The sequence below is a fragment of the Bradyrhizobium sp. i1.15.2 genome (assembly GCF_040548425.1).
Lineage (GTDB): Bacteria > Pseudomonadota > Alphaproteobacteria > Rhizobiales > Xanthobacteraceae > Bradyrhizobium > Bradyrhizobium canariense.
Window position 1 is genome coordinate 1 of the sequence record NZ_JBEPRQ010000054.1, and the last position, 17972, is coordinate 17972.

Genomic DNA, 17972 nt, shown 5'->3' on the forward strand with positions numbered 1-17972 from the left:
CTCTACCCGCATCTACCGACCTTAAGGCTAGCCTTAAAGCTAGATCCTCGTCGGATACCTGCAACTCAACAAGGCGGCCCACCCCGGAGGAATACATTGAAAGCTCGCTGGCTCACACAGAACCGGCCTGCCGAATTTCGATACTGGTTTGACATCAATCTGACGCGCTCGGGTGCAGATTATTCGTCTTACGATGCGCCGCTGAATCTCGCGACCTCGTGCTAGAGGTTGAGGGCTCGCTACCGCCAGCCCCGGCGAGCCCTCCCTCAGTCAGCAAGACTGACGTTTAAGTTTTCCATAAGTGTGACATCGACGACATTGCGCCCCCGCACTGTCGCTCTAGGCTTGTCCTGCCGGGGCTGGAATCAATATTTCACGTCTTCATTTTACCCGGCTGGCCGCAGTGGTCCGCCGCTGCGGCCTTTTCGTGTGGCGCCTATCTTCACGGCGCGTTTGGAGGGCTCACCCGATCCGTAGATTTCAGCCGAGTCTTTTCCGCTATTGTTCACGACGTCGAAGCTGACCTTGGCCCCCTCTGCCAAGGACGTGCAACCGGCCTTCTCGACGCCGAAATATGGACGAAGACGTCCTTGCCGCCGTTGTCAGGTTGAATGAACCCGTAATCCTTCGTTGGGTTGAACCACTTCACAGTCCACTTCCAACGAGATTATGCTCGCGCCGGCGCTTAGATTCAACGACGGCTTCGCAAAGAGCTAATCCTTCCCCTTGAGCACCCGCCCAGTGTAGGCATGCGACTATCGCAAATTCCGGTTAGCATGTCATACTGCTTATTCCGGTATGGCAGCCATTCCGGTCGATACTTTCGGTCGAACGGCACTGATCGCGACAGCCGAACTGGTCGGGCTTTGACGAACAGCTGCTTTCGCAGGTGCTAAAAGCCGAACTTACGCGGCCCAGACAGCGAGCTAGCGTGTCGGCTTTAGTCCGCTCACATCGCTGTCGTTGTTCTTCTCTTTCCTTTCGGCGTGTTTCTTCATCACTCTGAGCCAGCTGAATAGTATCGTACGAATTCGTCCTCTGGACTGTGCGTGTCCGCCAATACGATACGTTTCGACATGATTGCCTCCAAGGTGGGAGAGTCACCGGTATCGCGTGAAGCATAGGAGCGAACAACGGGCAGTTGAAGCTATCAAAGGATATATACCCTCCTAGCCACGTCCTTTCAGCAGCAGCAAACATATCTCATCGCAGCGCCAGTCCGCCCCTCGGCCTGCCAGCGCTTCGTGACGGTACGGTTCATCCGCGCGCCCGCCTGGCGATCGCGATAACCGCGTCCTGTTTCTCGGATAGGCCGCCGCAAGCTGTCCAACTCTCTCGATTGCCCGTGCTTTCAAGCTCCGCTGTATGTCTATGCACGAGACGAGGATACCGCAGCTCAAATGGAAGGCGATTTCGCGCTGCACATTTCGATCATTGCCTCGAAGATCCTCGATCGCCAGATCAATGTAGTGCTGGTTCTCCGGCGGCAACCCATGAAATCTGAACGATAGCTGTCCACACCCCCCTCACTGGAACAGGTGGACAAGGAAAAACATGCATTTCTTGGCACTTCTAAGTTCCTGTGCGGAATCATTCCTTTTTTTCAATCGGATCGGGAGGATTGGCTATTCCGCCTGCGGAAGCGCAAACATTGCTCCAGCGCCAGGCATGAGTTGGGCCCGGTGAAGGGAGCTGATCGGCTGCAAAATAGCCCTACGATAGCCCGTACTCGCGCTGCCAATACGAAATCAAAAGCGCCACGGCGATCTCCCCTGAAGCCACCGCGCTTGCTTCCAGACTTTAATGGGTCAGGACATCGTCAAACGCATGACTGACAATGCTCTGCAGGTCGCTCGCTTGCGGCGCTATTCCTGGGCTCGGCGCTGGCTCGGAATGCCCAACAAACAACGGAAGGCCGTCCCCGACAAACTGCCTGTCCATGCCAACCGGCTGCGCCAGACTAATCACGAAGTTCTGGATTTGCTCCGCGCGGTTCGCGTTGCGGGCCATACCGGTCACCATCGGATGGTGCGCCGCTACTAACGTCGCCAAACCTGTGATGTGCGGTGCTCCCATAGAGGTACCGTCCCATGCAGCCATGCCGCCCCCCGGCACAGAGCTGATGACGGCCACACCTGGACCGCAGAGTCGCACTTCCCGTCCACGGCAGGTGAACTTCGGTGCAAACAGTCCATTCGCGCCGGTCGTCATCCCAGGCTGCATCTGCGAGGGTGCCGTTTGGGCGTGATAGGTGTCAGGCGGGAAAGTCCCCGCTTGACCGAGGGCAGAGACACAGAGTGCGGTGTCCAGTCGCGCCGGGAATTGCACCGGCCCAGCACTGTTGCCGGCAGCGACGACGACGACAATGCCAGCTCTGCGTGCCTCACTCATCTGCTGAGCCACGCCCTCATTGACCTGATCGCTGCCCAGCGAGCAATTTACGACGTCGATCTCGTGGTTCACGCAATAGACCAGCGCCTCGATCAAACTGTCGAACGCGCCGCCAGGGAACAGCTTGAGTACATGCACCTCAGCTTCGGGTGCGAAGCCGCGAATACCGTTGTTACCATTGCCTGCGATCACCCCGGCACAATGCGAGCCGTGGGAGATGACATCATTGCGCCAGGTGTTCGGGTCGGGGTTGTTGTTCGGATCAAGGTTAGTTAGATCAAGTCCAATTTTGATGTGCGACAGAGCGGGATGATTTGTGTCGCAACCGGAATCGATAATCGCAACCTTAGCCCCCTTCCCGGTCAGACTGGCGTCGCTGCCCTGCAGCCCCATCAAACGCTCACCCCATCCGACAAAGGGCTGACCGCGTCGCAGGTTGGCCCCGGGCCAGTTTTCCAGCGGCTGTAGTGTAACCAGGTTCTCGCGATCGCTGCGCAATGACGGCGATGGGATCCACCGCTCCCAGTAATCAGCAAAGGGCTTTACATAGAGTGCCGCAAGGTCGTCGACGGTACCACCAAAGAAGTTTAGCGTCGCCAGCCCCGCTCCATCCGTGGCCGCCTGAACGAAGCCAGCACCATACGCGCTGACCATCGCATTCACGACGGGACGGCCGTCACTGCCGAGTACGCGCACGTTCACAGGCACGATCGCAGTCGCAGCCGCCGGTGCGGGCAGCAGCGATCCGACATCGAATGGCACGGTGTCGCTCATGTGCTGAAGTCGCACATTCTCCTGCATGAACAGGGTGCTGCTAGCCATTGCCTGACGCTGCAGCTGAAGCCCTCGATCGACTGGCATGCTGGCCTTGACATAGCGCCCACCCAGCCCGCCCGCAGCGAATACCTGGGGGCGGCTGAGTTGGATAAAGCCGTCGATCTGAACCCCGGGTGTCGCCTGCAAGGCCGTAAGGATGGTTTCTGATGCCATTGGGGACAGTCCCGCCGCCTGCTTGGGACCGATAATGTACTGCTTCCGACGTGTCGTGACCTCTGCAGTTGCCTCCTGTGCGCCGTCCCCTGGCTCCGCGCCTGACAAGGGTGTCGAAGGTTGCCGCGCCGTAGTCGTGCGTGAGGGATTCCGCGACATGGACTCACTCCTATCCTGTTACAACTCCAGCGCCGGTGTTGCCGCCGAGATTAAGCGGCGCGTTCGGGTCGAGCGACCAGTTTGCGTCAAGCAATGCGCGGGCCGCCGCTTCCTGAGACGTGGGAAGCACCACGGTCGCGACATTCGCCAGAGTTCCGATTCTTACGAGCTGCGCTCCTGGGATCGCTTGCACGAGGGCCTGAGCAATCGGGGAGACCGGACCTGCCGCCCCGGTGGGGTCACGTGGAGTAATCGTGAAGCTCTTGCTATCTGAGACATCAGCCATCTTACTGTCTCCCGACGGCCAGAAAACGGCCCGACCAAGGTGTTGCTCGGCCGGGACCGAAATGACCTAATGCATGAAGCTTTGTTGGCCAAAGCCCTGCGGCATCGGTTGTCCAATGCCTTGCTGGCCTTGGAAGCCTTGCATCGGTCCTTGAGAGCTTTGTGGCGCCCATTGGCCCTGACCGGCCTGGACCTGCGGCCCCTGAGTAGACGCGACCGCAAGAAGGGTACTCGCGATCATTGGTAGGTTTGGAACCACGTACTGCGTGACTGCTTTGCCAATCGTGTCGGCTGCGCTCTTGAAGAAGTTGGCGAAGTCGAATTGCGGCGCCAAAGCACCGCCCGGACCCGCAGATTGAGCGTGGACCTGTTGGGTATATTGCGCGAACTCGGGCGACGCGGCCAGACTCTTCAGGAGACCACCAATCATCCCGGGCAGCTGTTGCGCGACTTGCTGACCAACTCCTTCAAGGATTTGCTTGCCTTCGTGGCCAAGGAAGCCGGTAATATCGCCCCATAGACTCTGAGTTGACAGTGCTCCTTGTCCCGGCTGAGCGCTATTCCAGCCGACCCCAAAATTTCCGACTGGTGTGCTGATGCCGAAATTGAATTGCGGGTTAAGGTTCGGCCCTGCGGAAGCAGGTGACGTCCCGGGCATGGAAGCCGTCGCGGGTTGGCGGCGGTTTAACTCATTAAGAACGGCTTGAACGATCTGGTTGACGGTCGTACCAGGCGGGACCATCACGTCCGCTGACTGCTGATAACCAGACATTTTTGTTCCTCCATACTTTGACTTTTGCAGCGCACTAGCGACGGAGGAGGTTCGTCCTGTCTGATTTGAGACGGCTGAACCTCCGTACAATAATATTCGTGTATGTTTTGATCGAATAGTGAAAACCAGCTATCACAACCTCACGTTCGCGTGGTGTCAGTTGTGCTGACGAAGTCAGCCGTTCTACCAGTTTCATTTTAGTGCCCCTGTTCTGGGGCTCATTGATGCGGTACACGAGCAAACAAGTTGGGATTTCTCCCACTGAATTCATAACAAATTCTCGACAAGGCGGATGCTGCTGGTCGGACACTTTAGCTCGCAATCAAAGTGCGTTGGATACCGGCCAAGCAACGCGATACTTTAACCCCGCAACATTGATACCCGGCATTGTCCGGCTCGACCCGCTTTCTAATCACCGCATGTCGGCGATGCGATTACCCTCCAAGCAAGCGTTCAGCCAATCACTTTGATGATGGATGTGAAGAAGCGCGCGTTCGATGCCGAATATTTCAAGCACATCGACGCGCTGAACTACACGATCATTCAGCCGACGGCCAGCATGTCGAAAGCGTGGGCGATGCCGACGTGGTGCTGGTGGTGTGCGGGACACACCACCACCAACGTGGCGCGGCTTGACCACCAATCATGTGCTGCTGCCCTGGGCGTCCTTAGCGCAGATGTGTCGACATAATTCCCGAAAAGCGGCCGAACGAGCCGCCGGATCGATCCATGGGGTGCCGACAATTGCGGCCACACGCCAGATACTTCAACGCGCGCTCCTGTCGACCGAACTACCCTAGATACGACACATCCTTCGCCCTCGACGCTAGTTCGCCTTCAACCTTGTCGATTTCCGCTTGATTGCGTTCGATGAACGTTGCGAGCTCATCGCGAGACATCTCGGAAAGCGCCTTTTGTTGCGACGACGAGTCCTTGCGAGTGGGCGCAATATGCCCTGCCCGGTCTAGGACCTTGATTGAAAGGTCCGCCCGCACACGAGCACTAACACTGGCATCCTGCAGCAGTGACTTCGCCACCCTGTAAGCCAGTGGTGCCCCAACCACAGCGAGGTCGAGCTGGATTGATTCCGAAATCGCCGCCGCGACTGCTGGCAGGCGCATCGTCTTGTAAACGGACTTCGGATGATAGCCTGCGAGCTCTGCGGCCTCCTCGGGTCGCTTACCTTCGTTCACGATAAGGCGCACCAAAGTGCGTTGCTGTTCACTGAGGTCGTAAGCTGCGATCGATGGCATGCAAGCTCCTTAGTTCTCGCGCGACGCGTTCGCGGCCGCGATGAGGCGGCGCAAGTCAATATTGTACTGTGCCACGTTCGGATTTTTCACTGGTCTCTCGAGCAAGTAGGCTGCAACGTTCGGATCGAACCACGTCATGTGCACGATTTCATCCGCATTCTGCTTGCTAGACGGAAGCATCTCGAGCAGAAGTTTGAAGCGCTTTATCAAGCCGCCGCCCGCGAGATCGCCTTTGAAATGCCGCACAGCCAACTGAGCCCAACCGGGGATGTTGAGCTTCTCGGCGGTATCCGAGCCAACGGTCGCCCTCTTCTCCGCCTCCTTGAAGTACGACAGGATTTTGTGCGCCTGCCGGAGATTGTTCATCTCTTGTGGCGAGAACGTCTTTGCGAGCAGCGCTTCATTATCTTTGAACTCTCGCGCCAACCTGGCAAATTGAACTTCGAGCGTCTCGCCCACCTGCCGAGTGCCCTGGACCTTGTCGGCGAGGACCTCGGATACAGCAGCCTTCCAACCGCGCACCGCTGGGGGTCGTTCTTGATAAGCGCGTTGATCTCGTCAAGCTTGGTCCCGGCGTCGTACTTGCCGCCGAGGAGCTTCTGCGCGACGTCGCGAGGATCCTCGCGAAACAAGGTGCCGACAGCGGAGCGATCGATTTCAGCTTCTGTCACGTCGCGGGCGGCGCGAGCAGCATCAAGATCCGATCGCGCCTGCGCGGACATCTGTTCCCCACGACGTGCGGCGGCGGCGATCTCGTCGAACTCGCCCCGTACCGCCGGAAATTGCGCCAACACGTCCGCATTGTTTCGCGCCCAAGCGTTCGCGCGGATCGAGTTGACCGTGCCGTCATTGTTGAGGGCCGACTTGGCCAAGTCCGCACGAAGATAATCGCGAAGCGCCGCGTATCCGGCCGGAGCCGCCGGTGACCCATCGAGCGTGCGGGTCAGGCTGGCTGCTTTCTCCGGCGCCGCCAAAAACCGATCTGCCGTAGCGCTCGGATGCGTTGAGCCCCTGTTGAGCTCACTATCAGCGTTCTGCCCGCCACGATCGAGCTCGCGCGTGAACCGTGCTGTTTCATCGTTTCGCTCCGGGCGGAAGCGCTCAGCGAAGCGCTGATAGTTAGCATTGGCTTCTGAATACCCTGGCGCGTCCTCGATTGTCCGGTTCACCGCGCGCCTTAGAACGGAAAGATTGTCGGCCAAGTCGAAATTGCCAGATGATTGCGCGCGCTCGATAGCCGGGCCGATGAACTTACGCAGATCGGCCAGATCGCCGCCAAGTGCGGTGCCGGGCCCGCCGACGTTGACCATCTGCCCGCTTTCCGGCGGATGCTCAACGATCTGTGGACGAAGGGCATTCAGCCGCCGCATGAAGTCCTCTGGCAGCACGCCTGGGGCCAGCCCGCTTGCCTGACGGCGGACGCGATCGATTGCGCCAAATATCTCGTCTGCGGGGAGCTCCTCATGCCGCCCGGCCGCTGTATCGAACAGCCGGTTCTTCTCGGCTCGAGCCGGGATGTAGGTTCGGTCTACCAGGGCTTCATCCAGTCGTCGCGAAGCATTTGCCTTGGCTTCGCTGTTCGCGAGCGCGCTGAGCGGTTCCCCTTGGTCTGCCCGGATTTGATCAACAGTTCGGGTCGCATCCTCCCGTTGGAGGATGTCGCTCTCCGCGGCGCCCATTCGCTCCTCACGCGCCTGCGCAGCGCGGCGCATCACGGCACCCAGGTCTGCCTCCGGATCGCGCAGGGCCTCGACACGGTCAGCCGCGGCCGCTTTCACGTTCTGGTCGCGCTTGACGAAGTCAGGCGAAGACTTGAGGCGCGCGCCCTGCTCCGCGGCGATAAGACCAGGGTCGCGTGAAAGGAGGCCTGAAGTAGGCATGGCCGAGGCTTGCAACGGCTCGACTCCTGCCTCGGTCGGCTTCGACAAGGCTGCTGCGTTCTCGCGGATGTCCTGCGCCAGCGCACGGGGCGAGCCAGACGCAGTGCCTTGGATCTTGGCGGCTGCCCGGTCGACGTCAGCGCTGCTGTACGGCGCCTTGGTGTTCGGGTTGAGCGGGATCGGCGCAGAAGCGGAGCCAAAGGATTTCGTCGCGAGGTTTCGGATCAGGCCCGCAAGTCCCTCCGCAGTGCCTTGGAGGCTGTTCGCGCCGACGGCTCCGACGACAGGCGCAAGCGCGTTGGCAATCGCCTTTGGCCATGTATCACCCACGACAGCGTGCTCGGGGACGTAGTTGTCGGCCGCGTTCACCGCGACGCCGGAGCCCATGCCTCCGATTGTATCTCCAACCAGTGTCCGCGCCGGCGCGTCCGTGTACGGCCTGGCCATGTGATCGAGCACACGGCCGACGGGCGTCTCCGAGCGCGTTGTCGCAGCGGCGACGCTCGGCGCTCGAGCCGCCAGCATGGCGCCGGCGCCGACGGCCTGAGTGCCGAACCGGCTGACATCGTAAGCGAGCTTCTCGCTCGACGACATCGTGGCGGGATCGATGCCCGGAAGGACCGAGGTGGCCTTCTCGACCAGCTTGGACGCCGGGATCGCCTGCGGGATGTTCGTGCCGGCCAGCTTGTTGATGCCGCCGGTGATGAGATTCTGCGCGCCGGCCGCGAGGTCGAACGGGCCGGTGACGATGTCGGTGAGCCCCTTGCCGACACCCTGGGCGCCAACGGTGAAGTCGCGCACGGCGCCGCCGACGCTGCTCGGGAGCAGCGACGCGGGGCGATCGATGGGCTTGGGCTGTTGAGGCACATCGGCGGGCGCCACGTAGATGCGCCCGCTCGGCGTCGTCACAGGAACGGCCATCTGCGGCGCGAACGGATCGAGATCGACGGGGACCAGCGACGGCTTGCGGTCAAGCGTGTAGCCCTGCGGCAACGGTGGCAACTCCGGCGCTGCCGGTTGGCGCCAGCCATCGAGCTGGAAGCCGGGAGGGAGTGGCGGGATGAGGCCGTCAGATGAGATTTTGGGCGAGACGTTCTGCGCGCGAGGCTGAGCCGTCGGGATTGAGCTTAGAGCACGTTGAATGTCCGCCGGCGTGAAGTCGTCGGGAAATTCGTGCTGCTGACCTTCGAAATCGATGATCTGCGGCATTACTCATTCCATCCAGCACGCTCGCGCAGATACTTCACGTCGGTCTTGAGTGCGCCTAACGTCTCGGACACTGGTTCGATTTGGCCGGTCATCAGGTGTCCCGGCCTCGACGATCAACCCAACCGTAGGTGACGACGAGTAGTGTGGAGCTCGCCTGCGATGCGACAGCGCGGATTTGTCCATTTACGTTGGTTCGAACATTGACAACGAATGAACCGGCCACACCAGCCGACGGATTGAGGCAGGTATAGTTACCGGGTGGTGCGCCCGTAGACGATGCAGCTTCGTCCGCAGAGTTAATCAAAAGAGCGGTACCCAGCGTTGCGTTGGACATAGCCCCTCGCAACAGTGCGTTGACTTGGAATCCAATTGGAACGCTGAGACCGAAAAGCGTGGGCGTCGTGCCAAGGTTTGATACGTTCACGTTAGTGCTAGGCGTATCCCACAGAAATTCGTCACCGACCTGGACAAACTTCAGCCACTGGCTAGATCCATTCGTTACCATTGAGCCAATGCGACGGAATAGCGTGTAGTTTGCCGGCAGAGTCGGCGCTGTGGCCGAAAGCGAGATCAGGACATCGACTACACCCGTATCAGTACGTTTAATCTGATAGACGTGGTACCAGGTTGACGCCGCAATCGTGCCGGTGTCGAGTGCGCCGTTGCCAGTACCTACCGCCCACGCACTTGTGGTCTTGGTGTACGCCGACGCCAGCAACATGAAGCCGGCGTTAGTGCTGTCAACCGCAACGCCGGCGGCGACGCTGAATGTTGCTGACGAACCCGCCGTCGAAAGTGTCAGCCCGGCGAGATAGCCTCTCAAAAGGCTTACATCAAACTGGATGTCGTTGGTCGAGGCGACCAACCCGTGGCTAAGAGTGAACGCGCCGGTGTTACCCGCAAACGACGTAACTCCCCCCGCGTCGCCCGCGCGCGCAAATTGTACTGAAAGAGCATCCGCCGCAGAAAACGACCCGTTGCCGGTCACGTACGAAACTGTGATCTGCTCCCACGTCGTGTTATCCGTCACAGCGGCAGTTATTTTGAAGATCGCGAACGTCGCGGGGGTGCCGATCTTGCGGATCTCGATCGTGCCGCGGTTAGCGCTAGAGCCGCTGCCCCACGTCGACAGGTATGACCGGATGTTCGGGTTGCCGGTCGCGTTCGTCAGCGCGCTCATCGCGATCGCAGTGACCGAGGCCACGGTCGCGTTGTTGAAACGCAGGAGACCCGTCCCGGGATCGGCCATGGTCGTGGTCGCGCCAAAGGCGTATTGATCGCCCATCACGACGGTCGCGCTCGCGGCCGCACTCGTCGCCGACGTCGCGGCGCTTGCGGAAGCATTATTCGCCGCCGTGGCGCTCGACGCGGCATTCGTCGCCGACGTCGCGGCGTTGGTGGCTTGGGTGGTCGCGATTCCGGCCTGGGTAGTCGCCGTGGCGGCGTCCGCGCTTGCCTGCTCGGCCGCAGCCAAAATGGTGTCGACAGACGTGATGTCGCCAATGGCCGCCTTCACGGTCAACGTAAGCTGATCTGCGCCCACAGATCCGTTCGCTATAGCACCGTCGGAGCGCAGAGATTTCTTCAGGAAATCCACGATCTCAGCCGTCGACATCGCGACCTGGTTGAGGTCCGCGTGGACTTTGTCGGCCGGCAGCGGCCGGCTCGGGTTGGCGTTCTGGTACGAGACGTAGTCGTACTGGCGCGTGTATTTGGTTGGGAAGGACATGGACCGCCGACGGGGTGAGAGGAAGAGCGCGGGATTGCGCGGTGGGTGCCGTCGGCGAAGCGGCGTAGACGTCCGTGAGGTGAATTATGACTCGGGAGTGGTTAGCGGAACATTAGGGACACTACAGGCTCCGTTTTGCTGCTCCACGAGCTGCGGAAGCGGAATTGTTGTTCGACTTCGCACAATCTCCAAGAGCTCTCTCGAGCCCAGCGAGGTTAAATGGCCCTTAGCGGACTTGGCCCAATCCGCCTCCAAAGGTCGGCCTTTGTGAAGGGTTTCGGATGCCGGCCCCATGACGGTGTTGCCGCGCACACGGGGGCCGGCGTCCGAAAGCCTCCAAAGGAGGAAACCGCGCTGGGGGGACGTAGGACAATGCCGCGTGATCGAGCTAGTCGCGTCGAACAACCTTCAGACGATCAGGACGATCGCCTATGGGGATTTAATGTTTGGCGGCACCTGTACTTTCAATGGCTTGGCTATAGCAAAAATACCACACCACACAATCTAAACGTGAGCTCCTCGATATTCGAAGGCCATGAGGCAAACTGATCTCTGGCGGCTGGAAAGCCCCCGGAGCTATCAGAGCCGAAACTGTTTCGAACTGCTCGTCAAGAGCATCACCGCATTTGTAACCCTGCTTACGTCGAGATTCCTGGACTGGGTCCAACGAGCGCGACGTTGCACACAATCGCGATCGAGGGTTCGAGTTGGCTCTTGTGCAATGGTTGGTGCTCCGCCACGAACTTCCAGATCAGCACGTCCTCGATCATCGGATCATCGCCAGCTACGGGCTAATTGCCCCGCTCGTCACGATGAGTTGTCGCCTATTGCTTCGCCGTGTCGCCAGCCGCGGCGTTCTACCGCGCGAGCGGTTTAGTCCTTTGGACCCAAGGCGGACCTCACAGCTCTGAGCAGGCTGATGGAACATCGACCTAGGCAATTGTCCGGCTTTCAGAGCGGCTGATAGCGAGCTCCTTCCCGCGATAGGAGGGGTTGGCGCTTCTCAATCTTCACACTTTATGATTGCAATTCGCCCGTACGGAAGCAATGATCGAATGCCTGACCATGGCTATCTCGCAAGGGAGAGCGGCATGCAGCGCTTACTGGCCGTTATCAGCGACCTTCACATCAGTGACGGAGATCTCGATGACTTCGATGACGAGCTGGAGGCGCATCTGGCGGGTTTCTTGACCGATCTCAAGCAACGGTCCGAACACGTCGAGCTGGTCATAAATGGCGACTTTCTGGACTTTGTGCAGGCATCTCCTTGGACGGGATCGTCACTCGAATCCGAGACGCAAGACGGCATCCCTTTATGCTTCACCGAGCAGCAATCGCTGAACAAGCTTGCCAATATTCAGACGCGACATCGCGGGACATTTGTTGCACTGAAGGACTTTCTCGCGGACGGACGCAATCACCTAGTAATCATGCCGGGCAACCACGATCCGGACTTCTTCTGGCCGCGGGTCCGAGAACGCTTCGCGGAGTTTGTTGGCGTCGATCGAGGCTCCAAGAAGCTCACGTTCTGCCTTGAAAGCCACTATCACCCAAACGGAATGAATTGGCTGCACATCGAACATGGTCATCGATACGACAAGGTCAATTCTTTCCATGTGAACGGGCACGATCGCTGGAGCGCGAACGAGCCGCCCATTCTGAAGGGGAAGGACGGGAATGATCGTTTGTACGAGTGCGTCGGCACGCGCTTTCTGATCAAATATCTCAATGGGCTAGACGCGCGTTACCCCTACGTCGACAACGTCAAGCCGTTCTCCCGTTTCTTTCATATCTTCGGCGCATCTGCGCTGACACCCGGCTGGGCCCCGCTCGACGCGTCGGTCAGCGTGGCAAAAATGCTCGCGTACGCGATCAAGATCGCGGCGACGCGTAAGGAAGATCTCCTGACGATAGAGGCACCCATCGGCTCCGACAGGCTACAACTGTTGGCCAAATGGGTGGACGAAGCTACCGCCCCCGAGCTCGAAGTCCTGACGCGCGCCTTGCGTGGAAGCGGCTTCGAGCTTCCGATGAAGCTCGTCACGTTCGTAGCCACACCCGAAAATCTTGAGCTGCTCGCCGAATATCTCACCGAGCACCCCGAACTCGTATCCAGTCTCGGCGAGAAGTCCGCGGCGCTGCTCGGCGCTCAGGAAGGCACGCTGAGCCTGAAGGAGGCGTACAAGGTCAACGAAACCGAAGATCTCTACGTCGGCGCCACAGAGGCGGCCATTGGTGGAGTCAATACGGTGATCATGGGCCATACTCACGAACCGCACGACCGGAAGGTGCCTGGTCTTACCTACTTTAACACCGGATCTTGGACGCGCTACTACCGCTTCGCGCCCGAAGAAAAAACTCGGCCATGGCACATTCTGAAGACCGGCTCTTACGAAAACTTCCCCTACTCTCTTCGCTACGTACAGGTCAAACCGGGCGAAGAGCATGCGACCATGGAAGTCTGGCGCGAGAGGATGGTAACGTGAGGACGGTCCACGTCGAAATCCACGAGCATGGGCCCACTCGGTTCAGGGTACAGTGGAACGAGTGGCAACCGTACACGATCAACAGGCAAGCGGTTTTGGATTATGCCGCCGACATCCGCAAAGTACTTCTCGAGCTCGTGAACCATTGCTTAAAGGACAAGGCCGAAACTGCCGCGCCAATTCTCAAGCAGCTGGCGCGCAAGGGAAACGCGCTTTACAAAACGCTGTTCCTGAGGATGGAAGGCGACGAAGACGCCGCAGGCGTCAAAAAATACTACGCTTCGCTCGGCGAGCCCTTCCGCATCGAATTCAGAGTAGCCGATAGCGTATTGGTACCTTGGGGCCTCATGTACTCCGGAGACCCGGAACTCTTGCCGGATGACTGGCGGGGGATTGAGCAAACAGCATGGTGGCACACCTATCATCAATTCTGGTGCTTCGCCCACGATACGACCGTGCGCTACATCGGAATCAAACCTAGCCAGGTCGGCGATGCATCGTCGCTCGGCATGCTTCGCGTCGCTCATCCATCTGTCTTCGGCAAAGCGAAGGACACCATCTCGTCGGAGGTCGAGAAAAGCTTCTCCGCTTGGTTGGACGAGCGCTACGGTATGCCTATCAACACCGAACAGGCATTGAAGGATTCATGGCAAGAACGCGCGTCGCAAATCGGCCTTCTGTACTTCTACTGTCATGCAACTCCGAATCAGCTCGCTATTGGAACCGACGACACTATCAACGCCAGCGGGCTTTTTCTGATTTTGGCAGATACCAAACGAGACAACGAGACGGGCTGCCTCGTTTTCATCAACGGGTGCCGTACGGCTGCAGCCGACCCTGGAGGAACATTCCTGCTGCCGGCAAGCGTGACCGGGCATGTTGGATTTGTGGGCACCGAGACGGATGTTCCGGACGTCTTTGCGTTGCGTTTCAGCACCTCGCTGCTCCACTTGCTATTCAAGGACGGTAAAACGCTCGGAGAGGCGATGAGCCGCCTCTATCGCGATCATTTCCCTCTAAGTCTTGTCTACGGGATCTACGCGCACCCGAATTTTCGGATGTGCCAGGATGGAGCACCAAGCCTCTCAAAGCAAACGAACTTCTCTGACGACGTAGTCGGAAGCGGACGGCTGGAGATACCCCATGGCCAGTGAGAGCCAGCAGCCTTACAAGGGCCTCGCCTCATATACAGAGGACGACGCTCATCTCTTCGCGGGCCGCGATGTCGACATCAGACGATGCGCGACGTTCCTTGCGGACTCTAATACTCGGATTCTCGCTCTTCACGGTCTTACCGGCTGCGGAAAGTCCTCGTTTTTGCGAGCGGGCATCATTCCCTATTTGGAAGATGGGGATACGGGGATCGCATTCGCCCGCAGAGGCAAGACTCGAGACGTTTTCATCAGTTCGACGGCAGATCCTTTAGCTAAGCTAGCTAACGCGGTATTCGAATTCACTTCGAACCCGTTAACTATCCAAACGCCGACCGGAGAACGAAAGCTAAACTTGCGAGCCGCCCTACCGGACCCGGCCGCAGTCAAAGCGGCTGCGTTCGTCCGGTCGGCCGGCCGGGATCCTTCCGTGTTGCTCGGCGTGCTCGAACGGTTAAGCCTCATCGTCCCGCACACGCTGGTCTTGATCATCGATCAAGGAGAAGAGGTCCTAACCTTGGCCAATCCCGCCTTTGAATCCAAGGCTCGCGACGCGTTCTTTGATTTCCTTTCCGCGTTCTCGATCGCTAGGTTTGCGATGAAGATCGTGGTCTCTCTCCGCACAGAGTATCTTGGCAGATTCGCCTCGCATCTACGAATGGGCTTCCGTGGCACGGGATTGACTGACTACTACCTCGGCGAATTGACGAAGTCGCAAATCAAAGAAGCGTTGCAGCGACCTGCACAGCGGTTCGGCTTCACGATCGACGAGGACGTAATAGAAAGCGCGATCGAACAACTCGATAAAGTACCGCTTGGTCGGCTCGGTGCTCTGCAGATTGCGTTCAGCGAGCTCTACTCATTGATGCGATCGCGGCAAGCAAACGAAATCACACTCGCCGATCTGGCCGAACTCGGGAACGTCGAAGGAACGATCGAACGTTTTGTGCACAAGGCATTACATGACCGCGGTACCGCACTTCGACTCCCTCCTCTCAAAGCTGAGCAGGAGGTGACTTTCTGGAAGGAGGCGCTATGCGACTTACTCCGACTTCAGCCTGATGGCACGGTAACGACCGATATCAAGAGCGAAGCCGACTTGGAGGAGAGGCTTGCCGGGACACAACTGGGCTTCGGAGAGACGACGGGAATACTCCTGACGGCGGGTCTCCTGAAGCCGATCAAGGTCGTTGATGGGGAAGGCGGCGTGGTACCTTGTTTTGCAATTGGCCACGACACGGTCGGCCTCGTACTTTGGAACTGGAAGCTTCGCCGCGAACAGCGGTCTAGCCTCTCGGCTCAGGCTCAGGTGGTATCTTCCCGCGAGGAGCCCGATGAAGCTCCGAATTCTCCGGGGCGCGAAATAGCCCTTTGTCTCTCGGGCGGCGGCTATCGCGCCATGCTCTTCGATCTCGGTGCAGTATGGCGCCTCAACGACCTCGGCTATTTAGCTCGACTAGGACGAGTTTCGGGCGTGGCTGGCGGATCGGTCGTTGCCGGCGTGCTCGGTATGCATTGGAACGAACTCTCCTTCGTTGGCGGCGTCGCCGTAAACTTCTCAGACGTAATCGCCAAGCCGCTGCTTGAATTCGCCGACCAGAGTATTGACGTAACGTCGAGTTTGCTCGGCCTTTTGCCGGGACGCAATCCTGCCGACGTGATGGCCGGAAAGCTGGCGAGCTTTCTGTTTGGTGAAAAGACTTTGCAAGACTTGCCGGACCAACCTGTTTTCGTGTTCAGCTCCACTAATCTGCAGCGTGTCTCGCTCTTCCGATTCTCCAAGTCCTATATCGGCGACGCCGTAACGGGCATCATTCGTGACTACCCAGAGCTTATCGCGATCGCGGTAGCAGCATCGAACGCCCTACCGCCAACCCTTTCCCCCCTTGTCTTGCACTTGGGCACGGCGAAGTGGGAGCCGCCTAACAGCGCGGAATTCCGGTTTCGTGAGAAGGTCTATTTGGCGACAGGAAGCCTGATCGACAACTTGGGGCTAGAGGCAGCGTGGAGGCGGCATAAGACGATCTTCGTTTGCGACGGCGGCGTAGACTCGCCGGACAACCCCGAACCCAAGGGTGGGATCGCTGGATTTGTCGAGCAAGCCGTTCGAACCGTCGAGGTCCTGGATCATCAGCTTCGCCTTCTACGTCGTCGACAGGTTATAGAAGCGCTCGAAACCAACAACAAGAGAGGTGCATATTGGTCGATCCGAAATTTCGAGAAGTACGGATCAAAGATAAGTCCAACGCGGGCATCGGAGCTTGCCGCGCTCGCGACGCGATTTGCGCCTTTGAACGAGGCGGATAAAAAGGACCTCGTCAACTTTGGATACGACGTGTGCGAGGGGGCCATAGCGGCCCAATTCGAAAACGAGCCGCGAACCGAACCCCTGCGATTTCCGTTTCCGTGAAACTCGGCGATCGCAGCGAAAGCGCGCTAAGTAGATTATAGATTATCAGGTGCGCATCAGCGGTCGACTACGCTCAAGCCTAAGTAGCGGCGCACGCGCCACAATAAACGCGCAGAGAATCCTTGGACTTCTCGAATTTACGAAATTAGCGGAGCGGCTTTGCCGCCTTTGGACTGCGAGCAGGCCCCTCCCCCCGAGGGGTGGGGTGCGGGCGGGGGTGGGCGGCGGCCGTGCCCTGCGCCGTCGCATGCCGACGCGCCCGTCACCGGTCGTATCGACGAGACACCGAACTTCATCGAGCGCTGCAAGCGCGATTGCTCAAGATTGCGCCTCGCGCGAGCGAGCTAAGTCATTGGCGCTACTCGACACTTAGAGTCGCAAAGACGCCTGCAGGGCAGGCATTCCTTGTATGGTGATGCGCGATTTCAAAACCCGACAAAAGCGATGAAATCGACAAATGCGCAAATCAGTTCAAGCGCTCAGCTGTCTGGTTTAACGTATTAGACTTTTATCGACAAAATTCTCGTTGCTGATTTTTCAACTGAGCTCATCCTGATCGCGGGTCGAAAGCCCGAAACACTAGCCGATAGCCAATCCGGTGAGCGGCAATCACAAATCTTGTCCAGGGGCCGCGCGCGTATGTCCAAGGCGCACGCCCAAAGGTGCGCGGGGCCGCCTAGTGTCGGTCATTTCGCCCCTGGACTCGCATCTTGCTCGAAAGGCAAAACACTATGCGCAGCTCAATCGCCCTCCGAACCTCGACGAATCCTAATGACCTCGGCGCCCTGCTCGCTCGCCGCGGGACGGACCTGATCCTGGCCATCGAAGACGATAATGCCTTGATTCGGTGCCACGTGAGCTCAGCGATCGCCGCAGCTATGCTGGCGCCGCTCAAAGGCAATGCCGCCGGCCAGTTCCGCCCCCTCCCCGGCAACCTGGTCGAAATCGACGCCGCCGTGACCTTGGCTGCAGCGATGAAAATGTTGGAGGCAAAGGCCACCGCGGAAAGGCGGCCGCACTTGAACTGAAAAGAGCGGTCCTGGGCGGCGTAAAAGCCGTTCGACGGGCCTAGAGTTGGCGCTCGTGCTTCCCCGGTGCTTCCCCGAGGGTAGCGCGGGCGCAATGAACGTAAAAAGGAGAAGAAATGTCGCCGCAGTTTCAAAGGTGAGCGACCCGAGACATAGGTGACAGTTCGTACCGGACACATGGGTTACACTTTCCGCTTTTGTTCTGCGGGAGGTGTAGATGCCGTGGAAA

12 protein-coding genes and 1 pseudogene are annotated in these 17972 nt (G+C 58.9%); 5 read left to right on the forward strand and 8 right to left on the reverse strand.

The annotated features are described in order from the left end of the window. Window positions 1-482: 482 nt before the first annotated feature. The 4 genes and pseudogenes from ABIB80_RS38550 to ABIB80_RS38565 form a co-directional block, all read right to left on the reverse strand. Window positions 483-649 (reverse strand): annotated as a pseudogene (locus ABIB80_RS38550) (cold-shock protein); the annotation flags it as partial. 1151 nt (window positions 650-1800) lie between these two features. Then, window positions 1801-3381 carry a S8 family peptidase gene (locus tag ABIB80_RS38555; protein WP_354129562.1) on the reverse strand — a complete coding sequence of 527 codons (1581 nt, stop codon included), beginning with the start codon at window positions 3379-3381 and terminating at the stop codon, window positions 1801-1803. A 169-nt stretch (window positions 3382-3550) separates the two neighbouring features. After that, window positions 3551-3826, reverse strand: a complete 276-nt coding sequence (locus ABIB80_RS38560) for a hypothetical protein (protein WP_354129563.1) — start codon at window positions 3824-3826, stop codon at window positions 3551-3553. Between the two features lie 66 nt (window positions 3827-3892). After that, entirely contained in the window at window positions 3893-4597 is a 705-nt protein-coding gene (locus ABIB80_RS38565; protein WP_354129564.1) for a hypothetical protein, read from the reverse strand. A gap of 469 nt (window positions 4598-5066) precedes the next feature. Here ABIB80_RS38565 and ABIB80_RS38570 point away from each other — a divergent pair, with 469 nt between their 5' ends. Beyond that, the gene (locus ABIB80_RS38570; protein WP_354129565.1) at window positions 5067-5288 is read left to right on the forward strand and encodes a hypothetical protein; all 222 of its coding nucleotides are present in this window, start codon (window positions 5067-5069) and stop codon (window positions 5286-5288) included. Between the two features lie 100 nt (window positions 5289-5388). On the opposite strand, the gene ABIB80_RS38575 is transcribed toward ABIB80_RS38570, so the two are convergent. The 4 genes from ABIB80_RS38575 to ABIB80_RS38590 form a co-directional block, all read right to left on the reverse strand. Beyond that, window positions 5389-5850 (reverse strand): hypothetical protein, encoded by a 462-nt coding sequence (locus tag ABIB80_RS38575; protein ID WP_354129566.1) that lies wholly within the window; start codon window positions 5848-5850, stop codon window positions 5389-5391. Window positions 5851-5859: 9 nt separating this feature from the next. Then, complete coding sequence (locus ABIB80_RS38580; protein WP_354129567.1) at window positions 5860-6216, reverse strand: hypothetical protein; 357 nt, start codon at window positions 6214-6216, stop codon at window positions 5860-5862. Then, entirely contained in the window at window positions 6213-8939 is a 2727-nt protein-coding gene (locus ABIB80_RS38585; protein ID WP_354129568.1) for a hypothetical protein, read from the reverse strand. Before ABIB80_RS38585 ends, ABIB80_RS38580 begins: the two co-directional genes overlap by 4 nt. Window positions 8940-9030: 91 nt before the next feature. Next, window positions 9031-10668, reverse strand: coding sequence for a hypothetical protein (locus ABIB80_RS38590; protein WP_354129569.1), 1638 nt, complete (start codon window positions 10666-10668; stop codon window positions 9031-9033). Between the two features lie 1091 nt (window positions 10669-11759). On the opposite strand from ABIB80_RS38590, the gene ABIB80_RS38595 reads away from it, so the two are divergent. The 4 genes from ABIB80_RS38595 to ABIB80_RS38610 all read left to right on the forward strand — a co-directional run bounded on the left by ABIB80_RS38595 (window position 11760) and on the right by ABIB80_RS38610 (window position 17743). Continuing rightward, window positions 11760-13154: a metallophosphoesterase family protein gene (locus ABIB80_RS38595; RefSeq protein ID WP_354129570.1), complete on the forward strand. Its 1395-nt coding sequence runs from the start codon at window positions 11760-11762 to the stop codon at window positions 13152-13154. A 95-nt stretch (window positions 13155-13249) separates the two neighbouring features. Then, complete coding sequence (locus tag ABIB80_RS38600; RefSeq protein WP_354124931.1) at window positions 13250-14308, forward strand: hypothetical protein; 1059 nt, start codon at window positions 13250-13252, stop codon at window positions 14306-14308. Continuing rightward, entirely contained in the window at window positions 14298-16715 is a 2418-nt protein-coding gene (locus ABIB80_RS38605) for a patatin-like phospholipase family protein (protein ID WP_354129571.1), read from the forward strand. Before ABIB80_RS38600 ends, ABIB80_RS38605 begins: the two co-directional genes overlap by 11 nt. 731 nt (window positions 16716-17446) lie before the next feature. Next, on the forward strand, window positions 17447-17743 hold the full coding sequence (locus ABIB80_RS38610; RefSeq protein ID WP_354129572.1) for a hypothetical protein: 297 nt from the start codon (window positions 17447-17449) through the stop codon (window positions 17741-17743). The last annotated feature ends 229 nt before the right edge of the window (window positions 17744-17972 follow it).

What these genes read in the sequence shown, in the direction of transcription:
- ABIB80_RS38610 (WP_354129572.1), top strand. Translation starts at nt 17,447, where the DNA reads ATGCGCAGCTCAATCGCCCTCCGAACCTCGACGAATCCTAATGACCTC.
- ABIB80_RS38605 (WP_354129571.1), top strand. Translation starts at nt 14,298, where the DNA reads ATGGCCAGTGAGAGCCAGCAGCCTTACAAGGGCCTCGCCTCATATACA.
- ABIB80_RS38590 (WP_354129569.1), bottom strand. Translation starts at nt 10,668, where the DNA reads ATGTCCTTCCCAACCAAATACACGCGCCAGTACGACTACGTCTCGTAC.
- ABIB80_RS38555 (WP_354129562.1), bottom strand. Translation starts at nt 3,381, where the DNA reads ATGGCATCAGAAACCATCCTTACGGCCTTGCAGGCGACACCCGGGGTT.
- ABIB80_RS38585 (WP_354129568.1), bottom strand. Translation starts at nt 8,939, where the DNA reads ATGCCGCAGATCATCGATTTCGAAGGTCAGCAGCACGAATTTCCCGAC.
- ABIB80_RS38560 (WP_354129563.1), bottom strand. Translation starts at nt 3,826, where the DNA reads ATGGCTGATGTCTCAGATAGCAAGAGCTTCACGATTACTCCACGTGAC.
- ABIB80_RS38565 (WP_354129564.1), bottom strand. Translation starts at nt 4,597, where the DNA reads ATGTCTGGTTATCAGCAGTCAGCGGACGTGATGGTCCCGCCTGGTACG.
- ABIB80_RS38570 (WP_354129565.1), top strand. Translation starts at nt 5,067, where the DNA reads ATGATGGATGTGAAGAAGCGCGCGTTCGATGCCGAATATTTCAAGCAC.
- ABIB80_RS38595 (WP_354129570.1), top strand. Translation starts at nt 11,760, where the DNA reads ATGCAGCGCTTACTGGCCGTTATCAGCGACCTTCACATCAGTGACGGA.
- ABIB80_RS38575 (WP_354129566.1), bottom strand. Translation starts at nt 5,850, where the DNA reads ATGCCATCGATCGCAGCTTACGACCTCAGTGAACAGCAACGCACTTTG.
- ABIB80_RS38580 (WP_354129567.1), bottom strand. Translation starts at nt 6,216, where the DNA reads ATGAACAATCTCCGGCAGGCGCACAAAATCCTGTCGTACTTCAAGGAG.